Raw genomic sequence first — 18570 nt, 5'->3', positions numbered from 1 at the left:
ACACCTGCTTTTCTATATTATCCTGAAGCCGCCTTCGCTGAGCGCGCATCTTCTCTGTCTAGTGAATGACACGGCATTCGTTATTCCTTCGCCTGTCGGACCTGCGATTGTCATCGTAGTGTGTCCTTCTCCGCCGAATCCAACTCCTGCAAGCGTGGCTCCGTTCTTTACAAATATCGTGGTCTCTACTTCTCTTGCGAAGCGTGTAAGGTTGTTGATGCTTTGTGAGAACATGGATGCAGTGTGTCTGTTTCCGTGCTCTGCGATCATTGCATATTTTATGGCTTCGTCAAGGTTTCTGCATTTTACTATCGGAAGTACCGGCATCAGCTGCTCAAGCAGTACAAATGGATGATCCGGGCCGACTTCACATATGAGAAGCCTGCAGTCGCTCTTTCCCTGCACTCCTATCGCATCAAGCATTTTTCCTGCGTCTTTTCCTACCCAGTTCTTGCTTGTGTGATACTCTCTTCCTTTTGGAGTCTCGTCATATGTGAGCACGAGATTCATTATTTTCTCCAGCTGTGACTCGTTAAGAAGGAATGCGCCTTCCTGGATCATGTTGTAGACAAGGTCTGTAGCGACGCTCTCGATTACGAATACTTCCTTTTCTGCAAGGCAGAGTATATTGTTGTCAAATGAAGCTCCCTTGAAGATCTCCTTTGCCGCTCTCTTTATGTCGGCTGTCTCGTCTACTATTACCGGAGGGTTTCCTGCTCCTGCTCCTATTACTTTCTTTCCTGACTGAAGCAGTGAACGCACCATCGGCATTCCACCTGTTCCTACCAGCATCATTACCTTATCGTTCTTGCTGAGCTCAGAAACTGTCTCAAGCGTAGGGTTTTTTACCATGGTAGCGAGGTTTCTTGGTCCGCCTGCTTCTTCTATCGCTCTGTTTATCATCTGAACGGCAAATCTGCAGACTTCCTTTGCGCTTGGATGCACGTTGAACACTACGCTGTTTCCGCCTGACAGCATAGAGATCACGTTGTTTATGATCGTCTCTGTCGGGTTTGTGACAGGCGTTATGGCTCCTATTACTCCATATGGCGAGTGTTCTACTATAGTAAGTCCGTCATCTCCTGATATTGCCTGTGTAGCAAGGCATTCAGTACCTGGAGTTCTTTCGAGCACGAGCATGTTCTTAAGTATCTTGTCCTCATATCTTCCAAGTCCGGTTTCATCCACTGACATTCTCGCCAGTTTTTCTGCGTTTTTTATGCCTGTCTCTCTGATGCTTTTTATGAGTCTTTCTCTGTCTCTTAGCTGAAATCCTGCCTGATATGCCTTCTGCGCAAGGTATGCTGCCTCTACGGCCTGATCCATCGTATCAAATACACCGTAGTCTCCCTGAACTGTCTGAGCGGCGGCTGATGTCGGTGCATATGGTGATTTCATGCTGAACTCCTGAACCGGAACGCCCGGCCTGTATGTCTTTACCTGCGGGCCTGCTGAGGCTGGGGCCGCTGGAGCTTCTGCCTGAGCTGCCTGGCTCACTACGTTTTTCAGAACCTGCTGTACTATCAGCTCTATATCTTTTTGTCCTATTTCCATGATGTTACCTCTTTAGACTTTCCAATACCTGCTGTGTTATCTTCTGTGTCAGCTCTCTTATAATGGCTTCTTTTTCTGTGCCTGCGGATGATACTGAGCATCCTGAAGCCTGATAGGCTGTGAGTGGTTTATCTGTCTTCACAACGTCTGTGGTATTTGTTTCTTTAAGTGAACATGGTGGCGTGCCGCCTGATGTTATTCCAAGCTTTTCTCTTATGTCGATCAGCTCGTTTACCTGGCTGCAGCTGAGCTCGTTTGCTCTTCCTATTATTCTTCCTGTGTACATGAGCACGGTTGCATAGTACTCAAGTGATTCAAGTCTGTGGTATGCCTCTGTGAGGTCTTTTCCCCATGAGAGCGCTCCGTGGTTTGCAAGAAGCACTGCGTTGTGTGTGTTGCAGTATGGGGCTATCGAGTCTGGAACATCCTGGCTTCCCGGTGTCGCGTAGTGCGCTATCGGTACTGATCCAAGGTTTACTACCGCTTCGGGAAGTATAGCTCTGTCAAGGCTTATGCCTGCTATCGCAAACGATGTCGCTACCGGCGGATGCGCATGTGTTACGGCCATTACGTCCGGATTCTCATTGTATACGCGAAGGTGCATCTTTACTTCTGAGGATGGCTTGAGTTTTCCCATGAGCACTTTTCCGTCGAAGTTCATCTTTACGAGCATGTCCGGTGTCATGAATCCCTTTGACACCCCCGTAGGTGTGGTCCAGATTGTGTTTGGACCTACTCTGCAGCTTATATTTCCGTCGTTTGAAGCCACAAAGCCCTTGTCGTACATTCTTTTTCCTATTGCGATTATCTGCTTTTTGGCTTCATAGTCTGATAAATATTTAAAGCTGTTGTATCCTGTCATCAAATTTTCCCCTCCTTAGTCTGAGAGTTTCAGTAAACTGTATATTAAATTATTTTGCCTGTGCCTGTGCTTTCTTCTCAAAGATCGCCTTAAGTGATTCTTCAAATGGAGGGTAAGCTATTCCGTATTCTGTTATTATTCCGGCGATGCACTCGTGATCTGTAACGTCGAATGCCGGGTTGAATGTCTTTACGCCGTCTGGTGCCATTCTTTCCTTGTACCACATTTCTGTGATCTCCTCTGCCGGTCTTTCCTCTATGTGTATGTCTTTTCCTGTCTGGCAGTTCATGTCTATAGTCGAAGTAGGGGCACAGATGTACATTGGAACTCCGTAGTATTTGGCAAGTATTCCTACGCCTGATGTTCCTATCTTGTTTGCTGTGTCTCCGTTTGCTGCTACTCTGTCACAGCCTACGAATACCGCGTCTATCCAGCCTTTTTTCATTACGCTTGATGCCATGTTGTCACAGATGAGCGTTACGTCTATTCCTGCTGAGTGGAGCTCGAATGCAGTAAGTCTTGCTCCTTGAAGAAGCGGTCTTGTCTCGTCTGCAAACACTCTGAAGTTGTAGCCTTTTTCGTGTCCGAGGTACATAGCTGCTGTAGCTGTTCCATATTTTGAAGTAGCCAGCTGGCCTGCGTTGCAGTGCGTAAGAAGTCCGTCTCCCGGCTTTACGAGTGAAAGGCCGTATTCTCCGATAGTCTTGCATACCCAGATGTCTTCTTCTTTTATTTCAACTGCTTCCTTGTGAAGAAGCTCTACTATCTCTGCTACTGATTTGTCCTTGTTGTCCAGAACGACTTTTTCCATTCTGTTAAGTGCCCATGAAAGATTTACTGCCGTAGGTCTTGATGAATCCAGGTAGTCCTTTGCCTTTACGAATTCGCTGTAGAATGTATCAAAGTCTTCTGCCTTTATGTCCTTTGCCGCAAGGTATGCTCCTATAGCGCCTGCTATCCCTATTGCCGGAGCTCCTCTTACTTCCAGTCTGTATATTGCATCCCAGATCTGTTTCTGAGTGTTCAGTCTCAGAATCTCAATATCATAAGGAAGCTTTGTCTGGTTTATGATGACAAGCTCGCCTTTTTCGCTGTCAAGTGCTACGGTTTCATAGTTGAGTATGTTTTTCTGTTCCATGTTGCTGTCTCCCTGTCTTTAATATTATACGGTTACCTTTGCTACTGCGTCTTTTAGCGCTCCTGTGAAGTCTTTTCCTGTCTTGAAGCTGTCGCGGTTCATTATGAAGTTTTTAGCTGTAAGTATGCAGATTTTTTCTGCTGCAGCTCTTTTGCTTTCATCGGCTATAGTCGTTATGTCCTTAACGTTTGCAAGCCCTACTATTCTTCTTACAAGCTCAAGACCTGCTACTGCTGCCGTGTCTCTGAGTATTGTGTCAAGATACCACTCCTTGAATCCAGGAGTCTTTGCCATGTGGTCTTTTACGTTCTCGTCATAGTATCTGCCGTATTTCTCTATGAAAAGATCTATCGTGTCTTCCACTGACTGCTCTACCCAGCCCGTGAAGTCTGCTTTTTCTGCTTCATCTTCTATTGTGAAGGTTCCGTTGTTCCATGCAAAGAACATGTTTGCCACTACGTTTCCTATGTCATATCCCATTGGTCCGTAGAATGCGAACTCAGGATCGAATATCTTTGTTGAGTGGTCGTTTATGAATATAGAGCCTGTATGAAGATCTCCGTGTATAAGCGACTGCGCATTGTTCATGAATTCAAACTTGCATTTTGCTGCTTCAAGGTGAAGCGCTGTGTCTTCATAAAGCTCCTTCTGAACGAAGTCTCCTACCGGAGGGAATACATTGTTTCTGTTTCCGATATTGTTGAATGGCTCTGTATATACGAGATCTTCTGAAATCTCGCAAAGCTCAGGGTTGATGTAGTTTTTGACATCGTCCTTCTTTGCCTTGTGCTCTACGCATACATCTGTAGTTCCAAGAAGCGTATTTACCATGAATGTCGATATCTGATCTGCAAAATGAGGGAATTTCTCATGGTTCATCAGCGCTGTTCTCATTATAGTATAGTCGAAAAGGTCTTCCATGGTGCATGAACACATAACTGCGTCATAAAGATATACCTCAGGTACAAGCCCTGGTGCAAGCTCGCCCTGCTTCTTAAGTATTTCTGCCTCGATTCTGGTTCTGTCTGTTGAAAGCTTTATGTCTGCAGATATTCTTGCTTCTCCGCCTGCCTGCTTTACTATCACTGATTTTCCTGTTGACTCTTCCTTAACTCTGAAAACATAGTTGAGGTTTCCGTCTCCGATCTCCTTTGAAGTGAGCACTGCATCTGCAGGAAAAATATCAAGCTTTTCCTTTACATATTCTATTACGTCCTGGTCATTCATTAAAAAATAAGTTTCAAATTTTGACATGGTTTCTGATCCTTTCATAAATGTATTTATTATATTAAAGCTTCGCTAATTCTTCTTTCTGAAGTACGTACTTGCAAGTGCTATTGCAAGAACTGCTCCCTTTACTATATCAAGTGAGTAGTATGGAACTGACATCATTACGAGTCCGTTCTCAAGGATACCTACAAGAAGCGCTCCTACAAGTGTTCCTATCGCGTTGGCCTTTCCTGAGCCTGCGAATGAGAATCCTATATATGCTGCTGCAACTGCAGGCATAAGATATCCTGCTCCTGCGTTTATCTGTGCTGATCCAACCCTTGCCGCTATCAGGATACCACCCATTGATGCGAAAAGCGTTGAAAGGAAGTATGCAAGTGCGCGGTATTTTTCTACCGGTATACCTGAAAGTCTTGCTGCCTCAAGGTTTCCACCTACTGCATACATGTATCTTCCGTGCTTTGTGTAAGTAAGGAATATGTGTACAAGAAGCACTATTACAAGCATTATGAGTATTATCCACGGTGCCTGTCCTATTTTTGAGAAGAGCTCCGGAACCTTTCCTGTAGTTATAGTTCCGTCAAGTCTTGCCATGTTCTGAGAAACAGAGCCTCCACCTGAGTATGTCATCGCAACTCCCTGGAATATGAACATGGATGCAAGAGTCGCAAGCATATCAGGCACTCCGAGCTTTACTATAAGGAATGAGTTCACTGCCGCTACTACAAGTGCCACGAGAAGCGCAAGTCCTATCGAAGTGAATGTGGACATGCCATACCATACGAACATCGTCATTACGAGCGATGTCGCAAAGGTAGCCGTAGATCCAACTGAAAGGTCGAATCCGTTTACTGTAAGGGATATGGTAACCCCTATTGCTATTACCGTAACTATCGATATTCCTCTGAGTATTGTAGTCATGTTGCTAATCGTAAGGAATGTTGTCGGCATGAGCGCTCCAAACAGCGCTATCAGGAACACGATCGTTATAACCGTTCCCCACTTGCTTATGAACTCTATGATTGAGTTCTTGTTCTTTTTATTTTCTGATTTCTCAACCTTTATAGTCGATTCCATTACTAACGTCCTCCTGTTGAATAATAAAGAAGTTCTTCTTCATTTGTATTTGCGATTTCAAGTTCTTTTACGATTTCTCCGTCATACATCACATATGTTCTGTCAGCTATACCAAGGATCTCTCCAAATTCGCACGAAGCATATATTATGCCCTTGCCCATCTCTGCAAGGCGTCCTATGAGCTCGAATATGTCCTGCTTTGCTCCTACGTCTACTCCCTTTGTAGGCTCGTCCAGGATATATATGTCTGCGTCAGAGATCAGCCATTTTCCAACGGCAACCTTCTGCTGATTTCCTCCTGAGAGAAGCTTTACAAGCTGATTCTCTGAAGGAGTTTTTATTCCAAGATCTGCAATGATTTCCTTTGCTGCCGCTTTTTCTGCATTCTTGTCAATGAAGCTGAATTTTTTGGAATATTTGTCAAGCGATGTAGCTGAAAGGTTTGCATAAACCGGATCTTCTACGAGTATTCCTTCTTTTCTTCTCTCTTCAGGTACAAGCGCGAGTCCCTGCTTTACGGCGCTGAAAGGGTTTGTGATCTTAAGAGGCTTTCCGCTCAGCCTTACTTCTCCCTGGCTCTGCTTCATAGCTCCAAACAGGGTCTTGCAAAGCTCTGTCTTTCCGGCTCCAACCAGTCCGGAGATTCCTATTATCTCGCCTTTTCTTACATTGAAGCTTACGTTCTTTACGGTTCCTTCTTTTTCATGAAGGCCGTCTACTTCAAGGAGGACTTCTCCAATTTCAATCTCTTTCTTTGGATATCTATCATCGAACTTTCTGCCAAGCATCATTTCTACTACCTGCTTTGGCGTAAGATTATTGTCAATAGGCTTGTTGGCAACTACTGTGCCGTCTTTCATTATCGTTATGTTCTCACAGATCTCGAAAAGCTCGTTAAGTCTGTGCGATATGAAGATTATTCCAACGTTTTCATTCTGAGCAAGATCTCTTACTATCCTGAAAAGCTCCTTTGTCTCAGTGTTGCTCAGAGGCGCTGTCGGCTCGTCAAGCACGAGGAACCTGCATTCTTCTACCACGGCTCTTGCTATAAGAACCATCTGTTTCTGCGCAAGCGAAAGATCGCTTACCAGATCTTTTATATTCATAGAAATATTGAGTTTTTTCAGAATAGCCTCTGCTCTTGTATGTATTTCCTTCCAGTTGACCATCTGTTTCTTGCCCATGTTGTTAACTGTGCTGTTCAGCATTATATTTTCTGCAACGCTGAGGTATGGTATGAGCGCAGTATCGACTTCCTGATACACTATCTCTATACCCTTGCTTTTTGCTGCTTTTGGAGAGCGAATCTCTTCCTCTTTTCCATCTATGAATATCTTGCCTTCATAGTGTGAATTTACTCCTGACAGTACCTTCATCAGGGTAGATTTTCCTGCACCATTTGCTCCTATGAGTGCATGAATTGTTCCACTTTCCATTTCAAAATCGACGTTTGAAAGGGCTTTTACTCCAGGAAACTCTATAGATATATCCTGCATTTGTAGCTTTATACGCTTTGTCTGTTTCATCGTCTCACATCCATCCCATTTTAAAAAACTAATTTATCCATATTTAAGAATAGAGAAGTGGAGTGTATACTTCTCTATCCTAAATATATTCAATAATTAAAGTAAATTGCTGTTATTTCGCGTTTGCTGCTCTAAGTTCATCCATCCAAGGCTCGTTGAATGCATCAGACTGTCCCCATCCAGGAACTGCATCAGCAAGTGTGTTCATTGTTGTGTCTGCGCTAAGCTGATCTTTCTTTATAAGGTGTGCTTCAAGGTTGTAAGTCTGTGGTGTCTCTTCGTCGTGAAGCTTTTTAGCAAGAAGTCTCATGTTAACTATTCCTATAAGCTTAGGGTCTACTGCTGCTGTTGCTGACCATACGCTTCCCTCTTCCATCATAAGGTTGATGTCCTGGTTTGAAACGTCTATTGAAACAAGGTTTATATCAGTTCTTCCTGCTTCTTTAAGGGCTTTGTATCCACCTTTTGCCATTTCGTCCCATGATCCCCACATAGCATCAACTGTGCCGGCTGGGTATTTTGGAAGTACTGCGCCTACTCTGTTTGAAACTTCTCCCTGAACATCGTCAAGAGTTGAAGGTCCTACGTTTTCAAGCGTAACGATCTTTCCAGCTGCTTCGTACTCTTTGTATACTACTTCACGGCTGTCAAGTGGAGGGATTCCAGGTCCAAACCATATCTTAAGAACTTTTGCAGGCTTGTTAGGTGATGCTGCAACTATTTCATCAAGTGAAAGTCTTGCAAGCGCCTCATCGTCCTGAGCTGTTGAAGTTACTCCCTCAGGAATAGTTCCATCTTTGAATGCTGTATCAAAAGTTACTACCTTCATTCCTGCATCAAGTGCTGGCTGAATCATGTCTGTTGAATATTCTGCCTTTCCGTGTGATATGATAATTCCGTCATATCCTTTTTGAATCTGCTGTGCTACAAGCTCCTGGAACTTTGCATCGTCTCCGTTTGAGATGAAAGTGTCAACCTGATACCCAAGTGCCTGTCCTTCTGAAGTAGCTCCCTCAAGGAACTGCTTTGTATGGTCATCTGAAGGAAGGTTTCTTATTACCGCTATCTTTCCAGATGTTGCTGTTTCTGTAGACTCGCCTTCTGCACTTTCATTTGATGATCCGCATCCTGCAAGAAGTGATGCTGAAAGTGTTGCCACCGTAAGCAGTGACAGTATTCTCTTTGCTTTTACATTCTTTACCATAAGTATCCTCCTGGTATGTAATATTAGATTTTTGTGTGATTTATAATAAATACGAAGGCAGATAAAACACTCCCGTTAGCCATCGCAGTTATTAACGCTGTTCTGCCTTTGGAGGGCAGGTACTCTCTCTTACTGTAAGCTTTGTTCTTGTAACCATTTTTATGCAGCCTTTTTCCTTATTCTTTATCTTGTTGTTCAGAGCTTTTACTGCAAGCTCTCCAAGCTGCTCCTTGTCCACATGCATTGTCGTGAGACTCTTTTCGAGGACTCTTCCAAATGGTATGTTGTCAAATCCCACTACTGATACATCCTCAGGGACCTCATAGCCTTTTTCTCTGAGCGCCTTTATGGCTCCTATGGCTATGGTATCGTTTGCCGCAACATATGCGGAAGGTATTCTTTTTCCCGATTCGAGCTCCGTGATCATGTCGCAGTATGCTCCCTCGAGATTTGGCTGTACGAACTTTATGTTTTCCTCGCTGTACTCCATTCCGAGCTTTCTTATTGCTCTTTCGTAGCCGATGCTTCTCTGTTCGAAGTTTGGAAATCTTATATGGCTGTCTATGTATCCTATGTCCCTGTGTCCAAGCTCGTACAGATATCTTACTGCTGAGAATATGCCTCCGTAATTGTCCATTACCACGCAGTCCACGTCATGATCCTCGAACATGTTGTCAACTGCGACAGTTGGAACCGGAATGGTCCTTATGATCTCGCCTTTGTCCGATTCAAGCTCCGTAGCCAGTATTATAACTCCTTCAAAGCTGTCAAAGTCTATATATTTGATTTCTCTTTCAAATTCGCCCACTTCTATATTCTTTATAGTGAGGCTGTATTTGAGCTCTCTGCTTGCAAATTCTATCGCATCTACGACTCTTGCCACAAAGTCGCCATTGTGCTCTATCGCTGCTCCATTGCCTATGTATTTTATGAACAGGATATTCTTTTTGATCGTATAGCTCTTCTTGTTGTATCCGTTTGAATTTGCTATGTCCCATATGAGTTCCCTTGTCTTTTCGCTTACTGCGCCCTTGTTATTGAGAGCCAGCGAAACAGTGGCTTTTGAGACTCCTGCCTTTTCTGCAATTTCTTTGATAGTTATCGACATATTTACCATCTACTTTTCAATTTTATATTTTTGTGTTTTCACATTTTCTTATAAGAATAATATCATATTTTTAATAAAATGCAAACGTTTTTTTATTAAAACTTTTTATTAAGTTTTTATCAATATGCACGTTATTTGTGATTTCAATATCTTCAGCTTTATAATTTATGTCAAAAATTAATATATGTGTTACTATATTAACCTGAATAAGCGCTTTTATGAGTCTTTTATCTTGTATATTTGTCATATTTGTATACAAAACTCAGTATTTTTTGGTGAATTTCAGATTAAGTTTAACTAAAGTTTAATAAACGAAAAGAAAAAACCAGGCCTTCACGTTGCTGCGTGACCGACCTGGTATCTATTAAAGTTTTATTAAAATTTTTACTAAATATTTTACATTTGTTTAATGCTGTTTCTTTCTATGAGCTTTGGTCTTATGAGAATCTTCACTGTATCTTCGTTTATCCCCTCTATGCTTTCGACAAGAAGCCTCACAGCTCTTTCGCCAAGGCTTTTCTTATTTACGCACATTGTAGTGAGAGGGCTGTCCATCATCGTGCAGAAAGGTATGTCGTCAAAACCTATTACGGATATGTCCTCAGGCACGCTGTATCCATTTTCCCTGAGTGCCTTTATGACGCCTATAGCAAGGGTATCGTTTCCTGCTATATAGACAGAAGGCAGCTTTATGCCTTTGTGCAGGAGCTTTACCATGTCTTCGTAGGCTCCGTCAAGGGTTGGCATTACTTCTATGGTGTTTGCAGGATCATATTTGAGTCCGAGTGCAGAAAGCGCTCTTCGATATCCTTCTTTACGGTTCATTATATTTGTGAATTTGACGCTGCTGTGTATATAGCCGATGTCTGTATGTCCTTTGTCTTTAACATATTTCACTGCATCATATATCCCCCCCGCATTGTCTATGCTCACTGCGTTGAGGTCTACTGTCCCGAATACATTGTCTACTGCAACCACCGGTATGCTGAGGCTCTTTATCTGCTCTCCAAGCTTTTCATCCGCTTCGGTTGAAAGGAATATGACTCCTGAGAACTCATCCTTATCTATCTGGTATATGCTCTCATGCCAGTCCCTTGCCTGTATATTCTTGATGTTTATGTTGTATTCATGATCGCTTGCAGTGACTTCTATGGCGTCTATTATCTTCGCTATAAAGTCACCGTTTTTTTCTATGGATATCCCGCTGCTTACGTATTTTATCAGCAGGATGTTCTTTTTCCCTTCCTGCTTTCTTTTTATATATCCGCTTTTTCTCGCAATCTCGAGTATGTGCTCCCTGGTCTCTTTCTTCACATTCCCCTTGTTATTGAGGGCCAGGGACACGGTTGCAATCGATACCCCCGCTAAATCCGCAATTTCCTTTATTGTCACGTTACCCCTTCCTTCTTTCAATAAAATAGCAGCCTGCCATTGACAGCTGTTTATTCAGCATCTGAAAGCATAAGTTTAATCCGGTTTTCCTGATTTACCCTGGACGCGCTCGGATCATAGTCGACCGATACTATGTTTGCTTTTGGATATATCTCTCTTATCTTTCTTATCATTCCCTTGCCTGCAATATGGTTTGGAAGGCATCCAAACGGCTGTGTGCATATGACGTTGTTGACGCCGTGCGCCACCATTCCTATTATCTCTGCAGGAAGGAGCCAGCCTTCTCCCATCTTTACTCCGAGGCTTATTACCCTGGTAACGAGCTTTCGGCCTTCTTCGAAATTGTGCAGAGCTGAAAAGCTGCTGTTTTTCCTGATGATTTCTCTGATGTCCTTCTGCTTTGAGAGTATATATCTGTATATTATCCTTGAATTGAATGCTCCCAGAGCTTTGCGCCCATAGAGTCTGTAGTCCACTATACTATTATACACTACATAGAGGCAGAAATCCATAAGTCCCGGAACAACAGGTTCTGCATCTTCGCTGAGAAGGAATTTCTCAAGTTCGTTGTTTCCAAGAGGTGAGAATTTCACATATATCTCTCCGACTATGCCTACTCTCTTTTTCTGCGGCCCCTGTCTCTCTATGGAGCTGAATCTTTTTACTATGTCCTCTGCGATCGCTCTTATTTCGCTGTACCTTATTACCGTCCTTCCGCGAAAGTGATCCGATATCTTTGCCACTATCTCGTCTACCTGGCTGTCACAGCTCCCTTTGTTTACTTCATATGGTATGCTCTGATTATAAAGGGCCATTATGAGGTCCCCGAGAAGCACTCCGTATGCTAGCTGCTGTATTACTTTCAGTGAAAGATGAAATCCTGAGGATTTCTCCGTCCCTGAAAAGTTGAGCGAAATTACCGGTATGTGGCCATAGCCTGCCTTGTTCAGCGCCTTCCTGAGAAGATGGATATAATTTGAGGCTCTGCAGCCTCCGCCTGTCTGGCTTATCATAAGGGCAATCCTGTCTTTGTCATATCCTCCGTTTTCTATCGCATCTATGAGCTGACCTATTACGAGTATTGCCGGATAACAGGTGTCGTTGTGTACGTGCCTGAGCCCTGTCTGTGCTATCGAGGGACCGCTGGTCTCGAGCAGCTCCATGTTGTATCCATAATTCTTCAGTATCGATATTATCAGCTTGAAGTGTATGGGAAGCATGTTTGGAACCAGTATAGTATAGTCTTTTTTCATTTCCTGGGTAAATTCAACCTTTTCAAGCTTCATGTCCGTTACTCCCTCTATCTGTCAATTGCTGCCTTAAGGCTTCTTATCCTTATCCTGGCAGCGCCCAGATTGTTAATCTCATCTATCTTGAGCTGTGTATATATTTTTCCGCTTTCCTCAACTATGGATCTTATCTCATCGGAGGTTATTGAATCTATGCCGCATCCGAATGAAACCAGCTGAATTAGCTGTGCGTTCTGCTTGTTTTTTACATACTCTGCGCTTGCATACATCCTTGAATGATAGGTCCACTGATTGAGCACATTTACCTGTGGCACCTCTGCCAGCCTGGCTGCCACGTCCTCGGTTATCACTGTCATGTTGCAGGATGCTATGAGCTGGTTTATACCGTGGTTTATCTCAGGATCTATGTGATATGGCCTTCCGGATAGAACCGCTATCGTAAGCCCGTTTTTGTCAGCATATTCAATATATCTGAGGCCCTCCTCATATACTTCGTCTTCGTATTTCTTCTGAGCCCTGAATGCGGACTCCATGGCTCTGGATATCCTCATTCTGCTGACTCCCCTGAACTCCTTCAGCTCCCTGAGAAGCTGGGTCTTCAGCTTTATCCTGCTGTTAAGCTCCAGATACGGCTTTATAAGCCTCGTATTCCTGAGGTTCTTCTGGTTGGCCTCTATCAGCTCCGGATAATATGCAACTACAGGGCAGTTATAGCAGTTGTCTCCTTTTTTTTCATCCACATTGTAGGTCATGCATGGATAAAAAATCGCATCACAGCCTTTTTCAATAAGGGTTTCAATATGTCCGTGAACAAGCTTCGCCGGATAGCATACTGTATCTGAAGGTATTGAATTCTGGCCTTTTCTGTAGATCTCGCGGTTTGATATGTCTGAGATGATCACTTTGAATCCCAGCGAGCTGAAAAATTCATTCCAAAGAGGCAACTGCTCTACCATGTTCAGCACGAGTGGTATCCCTATTCTTGGGGAGTCTTCTCTAAGCGACTGATTTTTTTCTTCCGCGCTTTTTTTAAGGGCTCTCAGCTTGTCGAGCTTGAACTGATACATATCCGGTATTTCTCTGCCCGCTACCCTTCCAAGCGGTTTTTCGCAGCGGTTTCCGGATATATACTTTCCTCCGTTTTCAAAAGTATTTATGTTGAGATTGCAGTTGTTCGTGCAGAGTCCGCACTTCGCGTGCTTTACTGTGTGGCTGAAGGTCATCAGCTCACTTCTGCTTATCATCTTTTCGGCCTTATTTGATGCTGACCTCTCTCTGGCATACAGGGCTACTCCAAATGCCCCCATAAGCCCCGATATGGAAGGCCTTATGACATTTCTTCCTATCTCCTTTTCAAAGCTCCTCAGGATGGCATCATTCAGGAATGTGCCTCCCTGCACTACGATGTTTTCTCCGAGCTCATCTGCGCTGTTTATCCTTATTACCTTGTAAAGGGCATTCTTTACTACGCTCATGGAGAGTCCTGCCGATATATCCTCCATGGATGCACCTTCCTTCTGAGCCTGCTTTACTGATGAATTCATGAATACCGTGCACCTTGAGCCGAGGTCTATCGGCTGTTTTGATACGACTCCCATGCTGCAGAAATCCTCTACCGTATGTCCCATGGATTTTGCAAAGGTCTCTACGAAAGAGCCGCATCCTGATGAACAGGCTTCGTTGAGCATTATATTGTCTACGCGCCCGTTTTTTATCTTGAAGCATTTCATGTCCTGACCGCCGATGTCTATTATGAAGTCGACCTCAGGGCAGAAGTGCCTTGCTGCCATGTAATGGGCTACCGTTTCTACGGTCCCATGATTTATACCAAACGCATTTTTGATGAGATCTTCTCCATATCCGGTAACTCCGGAGCTTTCTATAGTTATCCTGTCCTCGCACAGATCGTATATCTCTTCAAGCTGATGTCTCACTATCTGTACGGGATTTCCCTTGTTTGAGCTGTAATACTGATACAGTATCCTGTTATCCTCGCTTATCAGCACTATTTTCGTGGTAGTGCTTCCGCAGTCTATTCCCAGATACGCCTTTCCCTTATAGAATATGGCCTCTGCTGTCTCCAGAGTGTTTTTCGAATGTCTCTCTACGAATTCACGATATTCCTCCATATCCTTGAACAGCTGAGAGAGATACTTAGTGTTTGCTGCTATTTCTCTTGTTCTGCAGGTCCTGTCTATTATCTCATCGAAGCTGTATGCCTCTCTGTTTTTCCTGCTGTGATAGGCCGCTCCTGCCGCTATGGCATATGGTCCGACTTCCGGGAAATGGGCGTGCTCCGGGCTGAGACCCAGCGTATCTATGAATCTTTTCTGAAGCCCTTTGTAAAAATGAAGCGGGCCTCCAAGGAAAAGCACGTCTCCTTCTATATCTCTTCCCTGCGCAAGTCCTGACAGTGTCTGATCCACAACTGCCTGAAATATGCTCATGGCTATATCTTCTTTTCTTGCTCCCTGGTTGAGTATGGTCTGAATATCCGTCTTTGCGAATACTCCACACCTGGAAGCAATCGAGTATATCCTCTCCGAGTTCTCCGAGAGAATGTCAAGCTCCTCTCCCGTAACGTTGAGCAGAACTGACATCTGGTCTATGAAAGCGCCCGTGCCGCCTGCACAGGTACCGTTCATCCTCTCCTCCATAAGCCCTGTGAGGAATATTATCTTGGCATCTTCGCCTCCAAGCTCTATTACCACGTCAGCTGCGGGGACCAGTACTCCTACTGCCTGCCTTGTCGCAAATACTTCCTGTACAAAATCAAGCCCGCTTGCCTTTGCAAGTCCAAGTCCAGCCGAGCCTGTTACCGAAACCTTTATCCCTCCCTGTTTCAGTATATCTGAAAGCTCCTCGAACTTTCCCATCTCGAGGAGCATTTCAGCTGTCTTTTCTCTTACTTTTGAATAATGCCTGTCGTATTTTCTGTAGATAATTTCCGTACCTCTGAGAAGTACTACTTTAACCGTTGTAGATCCTATGTCTATGCCTAATAAAATCTCCATGATGCTTCCTATCTGCTTTTCTCTTAGCCGTCAAAGATACATGCAAGCTGCATGTATCTGCTGATTATTTGTTATTCATACCATATTATACTACAAATAAATTTTAATTAAAGTAATATTTTTTGAATGAAAATCAGTTTGTGAAATCCTCATATTTCGTACTTGCGCTTTTTGGGCGGAAGCGGTATGAAAACTGATGTTACCTCCTTGTATGACTGATATCCGGGCCTTTTTTCAAAGCTCTTTTCAAGCATAGGCACGCCTGATACGAAAAGCAGAAGGAACGTTATTACAAAAGGGCTTATAAAAGCTGCCGCGCCCGCTCCTGACCCAAATGCCGCAAGTCCGATCCCCCACCACATGGTGGATTCTCCAAAGTAGTTTGGATGGCGTGAATATTTCCACAGCCCTGTCCTCAGTATGGTCCCCTTGTTTGCGGGATTTTTCTTGAACTGCTCCAGCTGATAGTCCCCCACGCTTTCAAAGAAGAATCCGATCATCCATATCACAGCTCCCAGAGCCGTTATCCATGTAAACTCAGATGACTCCATGCTGTTCAGGAGTATGAATGGACTTGCTACCGTGAGCATGAAAAGTCCCTGAAGCATATATACCTGAAGGAAGGCTCTCGGGATTACCCATTTGCCCCACTCCTTTCTCCATGCAGCATATCTGAAGTCCTCTCCTTTTCCGAGATTCCTCCTCATGATATGGATAAACAGCCTCATGCCCCATATCGTGACTGCGAGAGTTATTATTATATTGGATACAAAAAAGCTCCTGCTGATAAAGAGCGTGAACCAGGCGGTTATAACAAACCCCAGCCCCCAGCCTATGTCTACGATGGAATTGTTCTTTTTGATCGTACCGGCAATGAAAAATATAAAGAAATAAAGCATGACAAGCATTACAGCCTGTACGATAATATAAATCCTCATAAGGATCTCTCCCTTCTATCCGGTTATTGAAACTGCAACTGCGCCTTCGCCTACATGAAGCGCCGTAACCGATGATATCTCACATACATACGCAGGCGGCTTTCCTGTTATCTGTTCCAGCTTCTCTACAAAATCTGATGCCTTTCTGTAATCTCCTGAATATGAAACTGCGTAGTCCCTTATCTCTCCTTCTCTTGCTTTTTCGCGGATCAGATGGTACATCTTGTCAAGAAGAGATAATCTGCTGAGCGATACGAAGGGTACGGTTCCATTTCCCTCACTGTCAAGGGATATCATGGCCTTCAGCCCAAGAGCCGCTCCGATTGAAGCTGTCTTTTTTGGAACTCTTCCGCTCCTGCTTACATTTTTGAGGGTACTGAGTGCCACATATATCTCGGTTTTCTCAGATATGGATCTTGCAGCGTCAACCACTGAGTCAAAATCCCGTCCTTCTTTGATCAGCTGCGCGATCCTCATGACCAGAAGTCCCTGAGCCGCAGAGTTGAGCCTGCTGTCTACCACCTTTATCTGAAATCCCTTTTCCCTGAGCTTTACCGCAGATTTCTGGAATGCATCATATACTCCACTTAGCCTTGAGGATACGGTTACTGCTATTATGTATCCGTAATGCCTGCTGAGCAGCTCAAGCTTTTCCATCACCTGAATGTCATTTGGCATGCTGCTTGTAGGGTAGCTCTCCTTCTTTCTCATCTCCTCATATATCTTCTGCCTTGATATTCCAATTCTGTCTATATATGTCGATTCTGCGGACTGTATGCTTAGCGGGATTACATGTATGTCATATTTGTCTATTATTTCATCTGGTATATCTGCTATCGAATCTGTAACCAGAGCAATACTTTTATTTTTCTCTTCAATCCTGTTTATGAGATGCATATCACGCTGTCTCCATGCTTTTCAAGCGCTTCTCTTATATCCTGGCTTTGGGAGATCGTCCCTGTGATGAGGCATTCGCAGCAGTATCTGTATATGCTGCTTTCTTCATGCTGGTCGAAATCTGCAGGAAGATTCTTCATAAGGCTTTCCATCTGAACCGATTCATGATTTTCATTATTATTTCCGGATTCGTCCTGGCTTATGCTGTGGAGCGCATTCTTTATCCCCTCAAGGAAGTATACGAAGCCGCTGCCGCCTGAATCTACGAGATTGTGTTTTTTAAGGACCTCGAGCTGCCCTGTGGTAGCCTTGAGAGCTGAATATGCAGTATCTATAGACTTTTCATAAAGGTCCTCAAATGTCCTGATTTCTTCTCTGTTTTTCTCGAGGTATTCGCTCCATGACCTTATGACCGTCAGCATGGTGCCCTCTACCGGCCTTGAAACCGCGCTGTAGAGCTTTCTTGCCGATGATGCGTTTATGTTTATGAAGTCGCTTACATGAAGCCTGTCCATGTCTCCCGACTCCTCAGCCAGCCCCATGACATACTGCGCGAATATTATTCCTGAGTTTCCCCTGGCTCCTGACACTATCGCCTCTGCCATGGAAAGCGCGGTCTGTGCAAATGAAGGACCTACGCTGGCAAACTCTATGGCGCTCCTCATGGTAGCCTCCAGATTGCTTCCTGTATCTCCGTCAGCCACAGGAAATACATTTATCCTGTTGAGCTTTTCCTTGTTCCTTATGACAAGCTCCGCTCCCGATGCAAAGAGCCTGTAAAAATCCGTCCCATTCATGAATTCAGTTCCCATAATATCCTCCCCGTTGAATAATATATTTTACATGAACCTGTTTATCAGCATATAGCTCAGCACTGAAGTAGATGATGCCACAAAAGCTCCCCAGATAAGGTCTATGACCGTAACGAAAAGCGGCCAGCCCTCTATCGTAGCAAGATTTGTGAGATCATAGGTCGCATATGCGACAAATCCAAAAAATGCCCCCGCTGCCAGAGCATATCTTATGCTCTGTGTTCTTACAGATGGCTCTATAACGAAAAACAGAAGCCCCGCCATAAAAATCAGGTAAAACACTCCTGCCGCCCACCATACTATATTCTTTGCCATTATATATCCCAGGTATTTCGCATAGATGCCCCTTGCTATGAATCCAAGCCATATTGCATCTATACACAGGAATATACCTGTCGATATAAGATACATCTTCATCCATGCAGCCATGTTGCCCTCCTTAATCCTTAAAACCAGATATGCTTCTGTTATATATTTACCCATGTAAGTAAAAAAAAAGTCTCGGGATTTCTATTTTATTTTGAATTAATGGTTATATATATACTACCCAAACAAAATGAAAGGAGGG

At 43.9% G+C, this 18570-nt stretch carries 15 protein-coding genes; all 15 read right to left on the bottom strand.

What is annotated here, in order from left to right:
- Positions 1-12: 12 nt before the first annotated feature.
- The 15 genes from AC4PGZ_RS12225 to AC4PGZ_RS12155 all read right to left on the bottom strand — a co-directional run bounded on the left by AC4PGZ_RS12225 (position 13) and on the right by AC4PGZ_RS12155 (position 18431).
- Entirely contained in the window at positions 13-1554 is a 1542-nt protein-coding gene (locus tag AC4PGZ_RS12225; protein WP_492158885.1) for an aldehyde dehydrogenase family protein, read from the bottom strand.
- A 4-nt stretch (positions 1555-1558) separates the two neighbouring features.
- Positions 1559-2416: a class II aldolase/adducin family protein gene (locus AC4PGZ_RS12220; RefSeq protein ID WP_492158884.1), complete on the bottom strand. Its 858-nt coding sequence runs from the start codon at positions 2414-2416 to the stop codon at positions 1559-1561.
- A 49-nt stretch (positions 2417-2465) separates the two neighbouring features.
- On the bottom strand, positions 2466-3554 hold the full coding sequence (mtnA, locus tag AC4PGZ_RS12215) for an S-methyl-5-thioribose-1-phosphate isomerase (protein ID WP_492158883.1): 1089 nt from the start codon (positions 3552-3554) through the stop codon (positions 2466-2468).
- A 24-nt stretch (positions 3555-3578) separates the two neighbouring features.
- Complete coding sequence (gene mtnK, locus AC4PGZ_RS12210) at positions 3579-4808, bottom strand: S-methyl-5-thioribose kinase (protein ID WP_492158882.1); 1230 nt, start codon at positions 4806-4808, stop codon at positions 3579-3581.
- Positions 4809-4853: 45 nt separating this feature from the next.
- Positions 4854-5861 carry an ABC transporter permease gene (locus tag AC4PGZ_RS12205; RefSeq protein ID WP_492158881.1) on the bottom strand — a complete coding sequence of 336 codons (1008 nt, stop codon included), beginning with the start codon at positions 5859-5861 and terminating at the stop codon, positions 4854-4856.
- 2 nt (positions 5862-5863) lie between these two features.
- A complete protein-coding gene (locus AC4PGZ_RS12200; RefSeq protein WP_492158880.1) occupies positions 5864-7387 on the bottom strand; it encodes a sugar ABC transporter ATP-binding protein in 1524 nt (507 codons plus the stop codon).
- Between the two features lie 112 nt (positions 7388-7499).
- The gene (locus AC4PGZ_RS12195; RefSeq protein ID WP_492158879.1) at positions 7500-8591 is read right to left on the bottom strand and encodes a sugar ABC transporter substrate-binding protein; all 1092 of its coding nucleotides are present in this window, start codon (positions 8589-8591) and stop codon (positions 7500-7502) included.
- 91 nt (positions 8592-8682) lie between these two features.
- Positions 8683-9699: a LacI family DNA-binding transcriptional regulator gene (locus AC4PGZ_RS12190; RefSeq protein WP_492158878.1), complete on the bottom strand. Its 1017-nt coding sequence runs from the start codon at positions 9697-9699 to the stop codon at positions 8683-8685.
- Positions 9700-10095: 396 nt separating this feature from the next.
- Entirely contained in the window at positions 10096-11091 is a 996-nt protein-coding gene (locus tag AC4PGZ_RS12185; protein ID WP_492158877.1) for a LacI family DNA-binding transcriptional regulator, read from the bottom strand.
- Between the two features lie 50 nt (positions 11092-11141).
- Positions 11142-12377 carry a hypothetical protein gene (locus AC4PGZ_RS12180; RefSeq protein ID WP_492158876.1) on the bottom strand — a complete coding sequence of 412 codons (1236 nt, stop codon included), beginning with the start codon at positions 12375-12377 and terminating at the stop codon, positions 11142-11144.
- Positions 12378-12391: 14 nt separating this feature from the next.
- Positions 12392-15355 carry an acyl-CoA dehydratase activase gene (locus tag AC4PGZ_RS12175; RefSeq protein WP_492158875.1) on the bottom strand — a complete coding sequence of 988 codons (2964 nt, stop codon included), beginning with the start codon at positions 15353-15355 and terminating at the stop codon, positions 12392-12394.
- Between the two features lie 149 nt (positions 15356-15504).
- Complete coding sequence (locus AC4PGZ_RS12170) at positions 15505-16293, bottom strand: DUF1295 domain-containing protein (protein WP_492158874.1); 789 nt, start codon at positions 16291-16293, stop codon at positions 15505-15507.
- A gap of 15 nt (positions 16294-16308) precedes the next feature.
- The gene (locus AC4PGZ_RS12165) at positions 16309-17190 is read right to left on the bottom strand and encodes a DegV family protein (protein ID WP_492158873.1); all 882 of its coding nucleotides are present in this window, start codon (positions 17188-17190) and stop codon (positions 16309-16311) included.
- On the bottom strand, positions 17178-18002 hold the full coding sequence (locus AC4PGZ_RS12160; protein WP_492158872.1) for a DAK2 domain-containing protein: 825 nt from the start codon (positions 18000-18002) through the stop codon (positions 17178-17180). Before AC4PGZ_RS12160 ends, AC4PGZ_RS12165 begins: the two co-directional genes overlap by 13 nt.
- Positions 18003-18029: 27 nt before the next feature.
- The gene (locus tag AC4PGZ_RS12155; RefSeq protein WP_492158871.1) at positions 18030-18431 is read right to left on the bottom strand and encodes a DUF2177 family protein; all 402 of its coding nucleotides are present in this window, start codon (positions 18429-18431) and stop codon (positions 18030-18032) included.
- Positions 18432-18570: the final 139 nt, after the last annotated feature.

It is taken from the genome of Proteocatella sp. QWL-06 (assembly GCF_058684135.1).
This window is presented reverse-complemented; position numbering and strand designations above follow the sequence as displayed.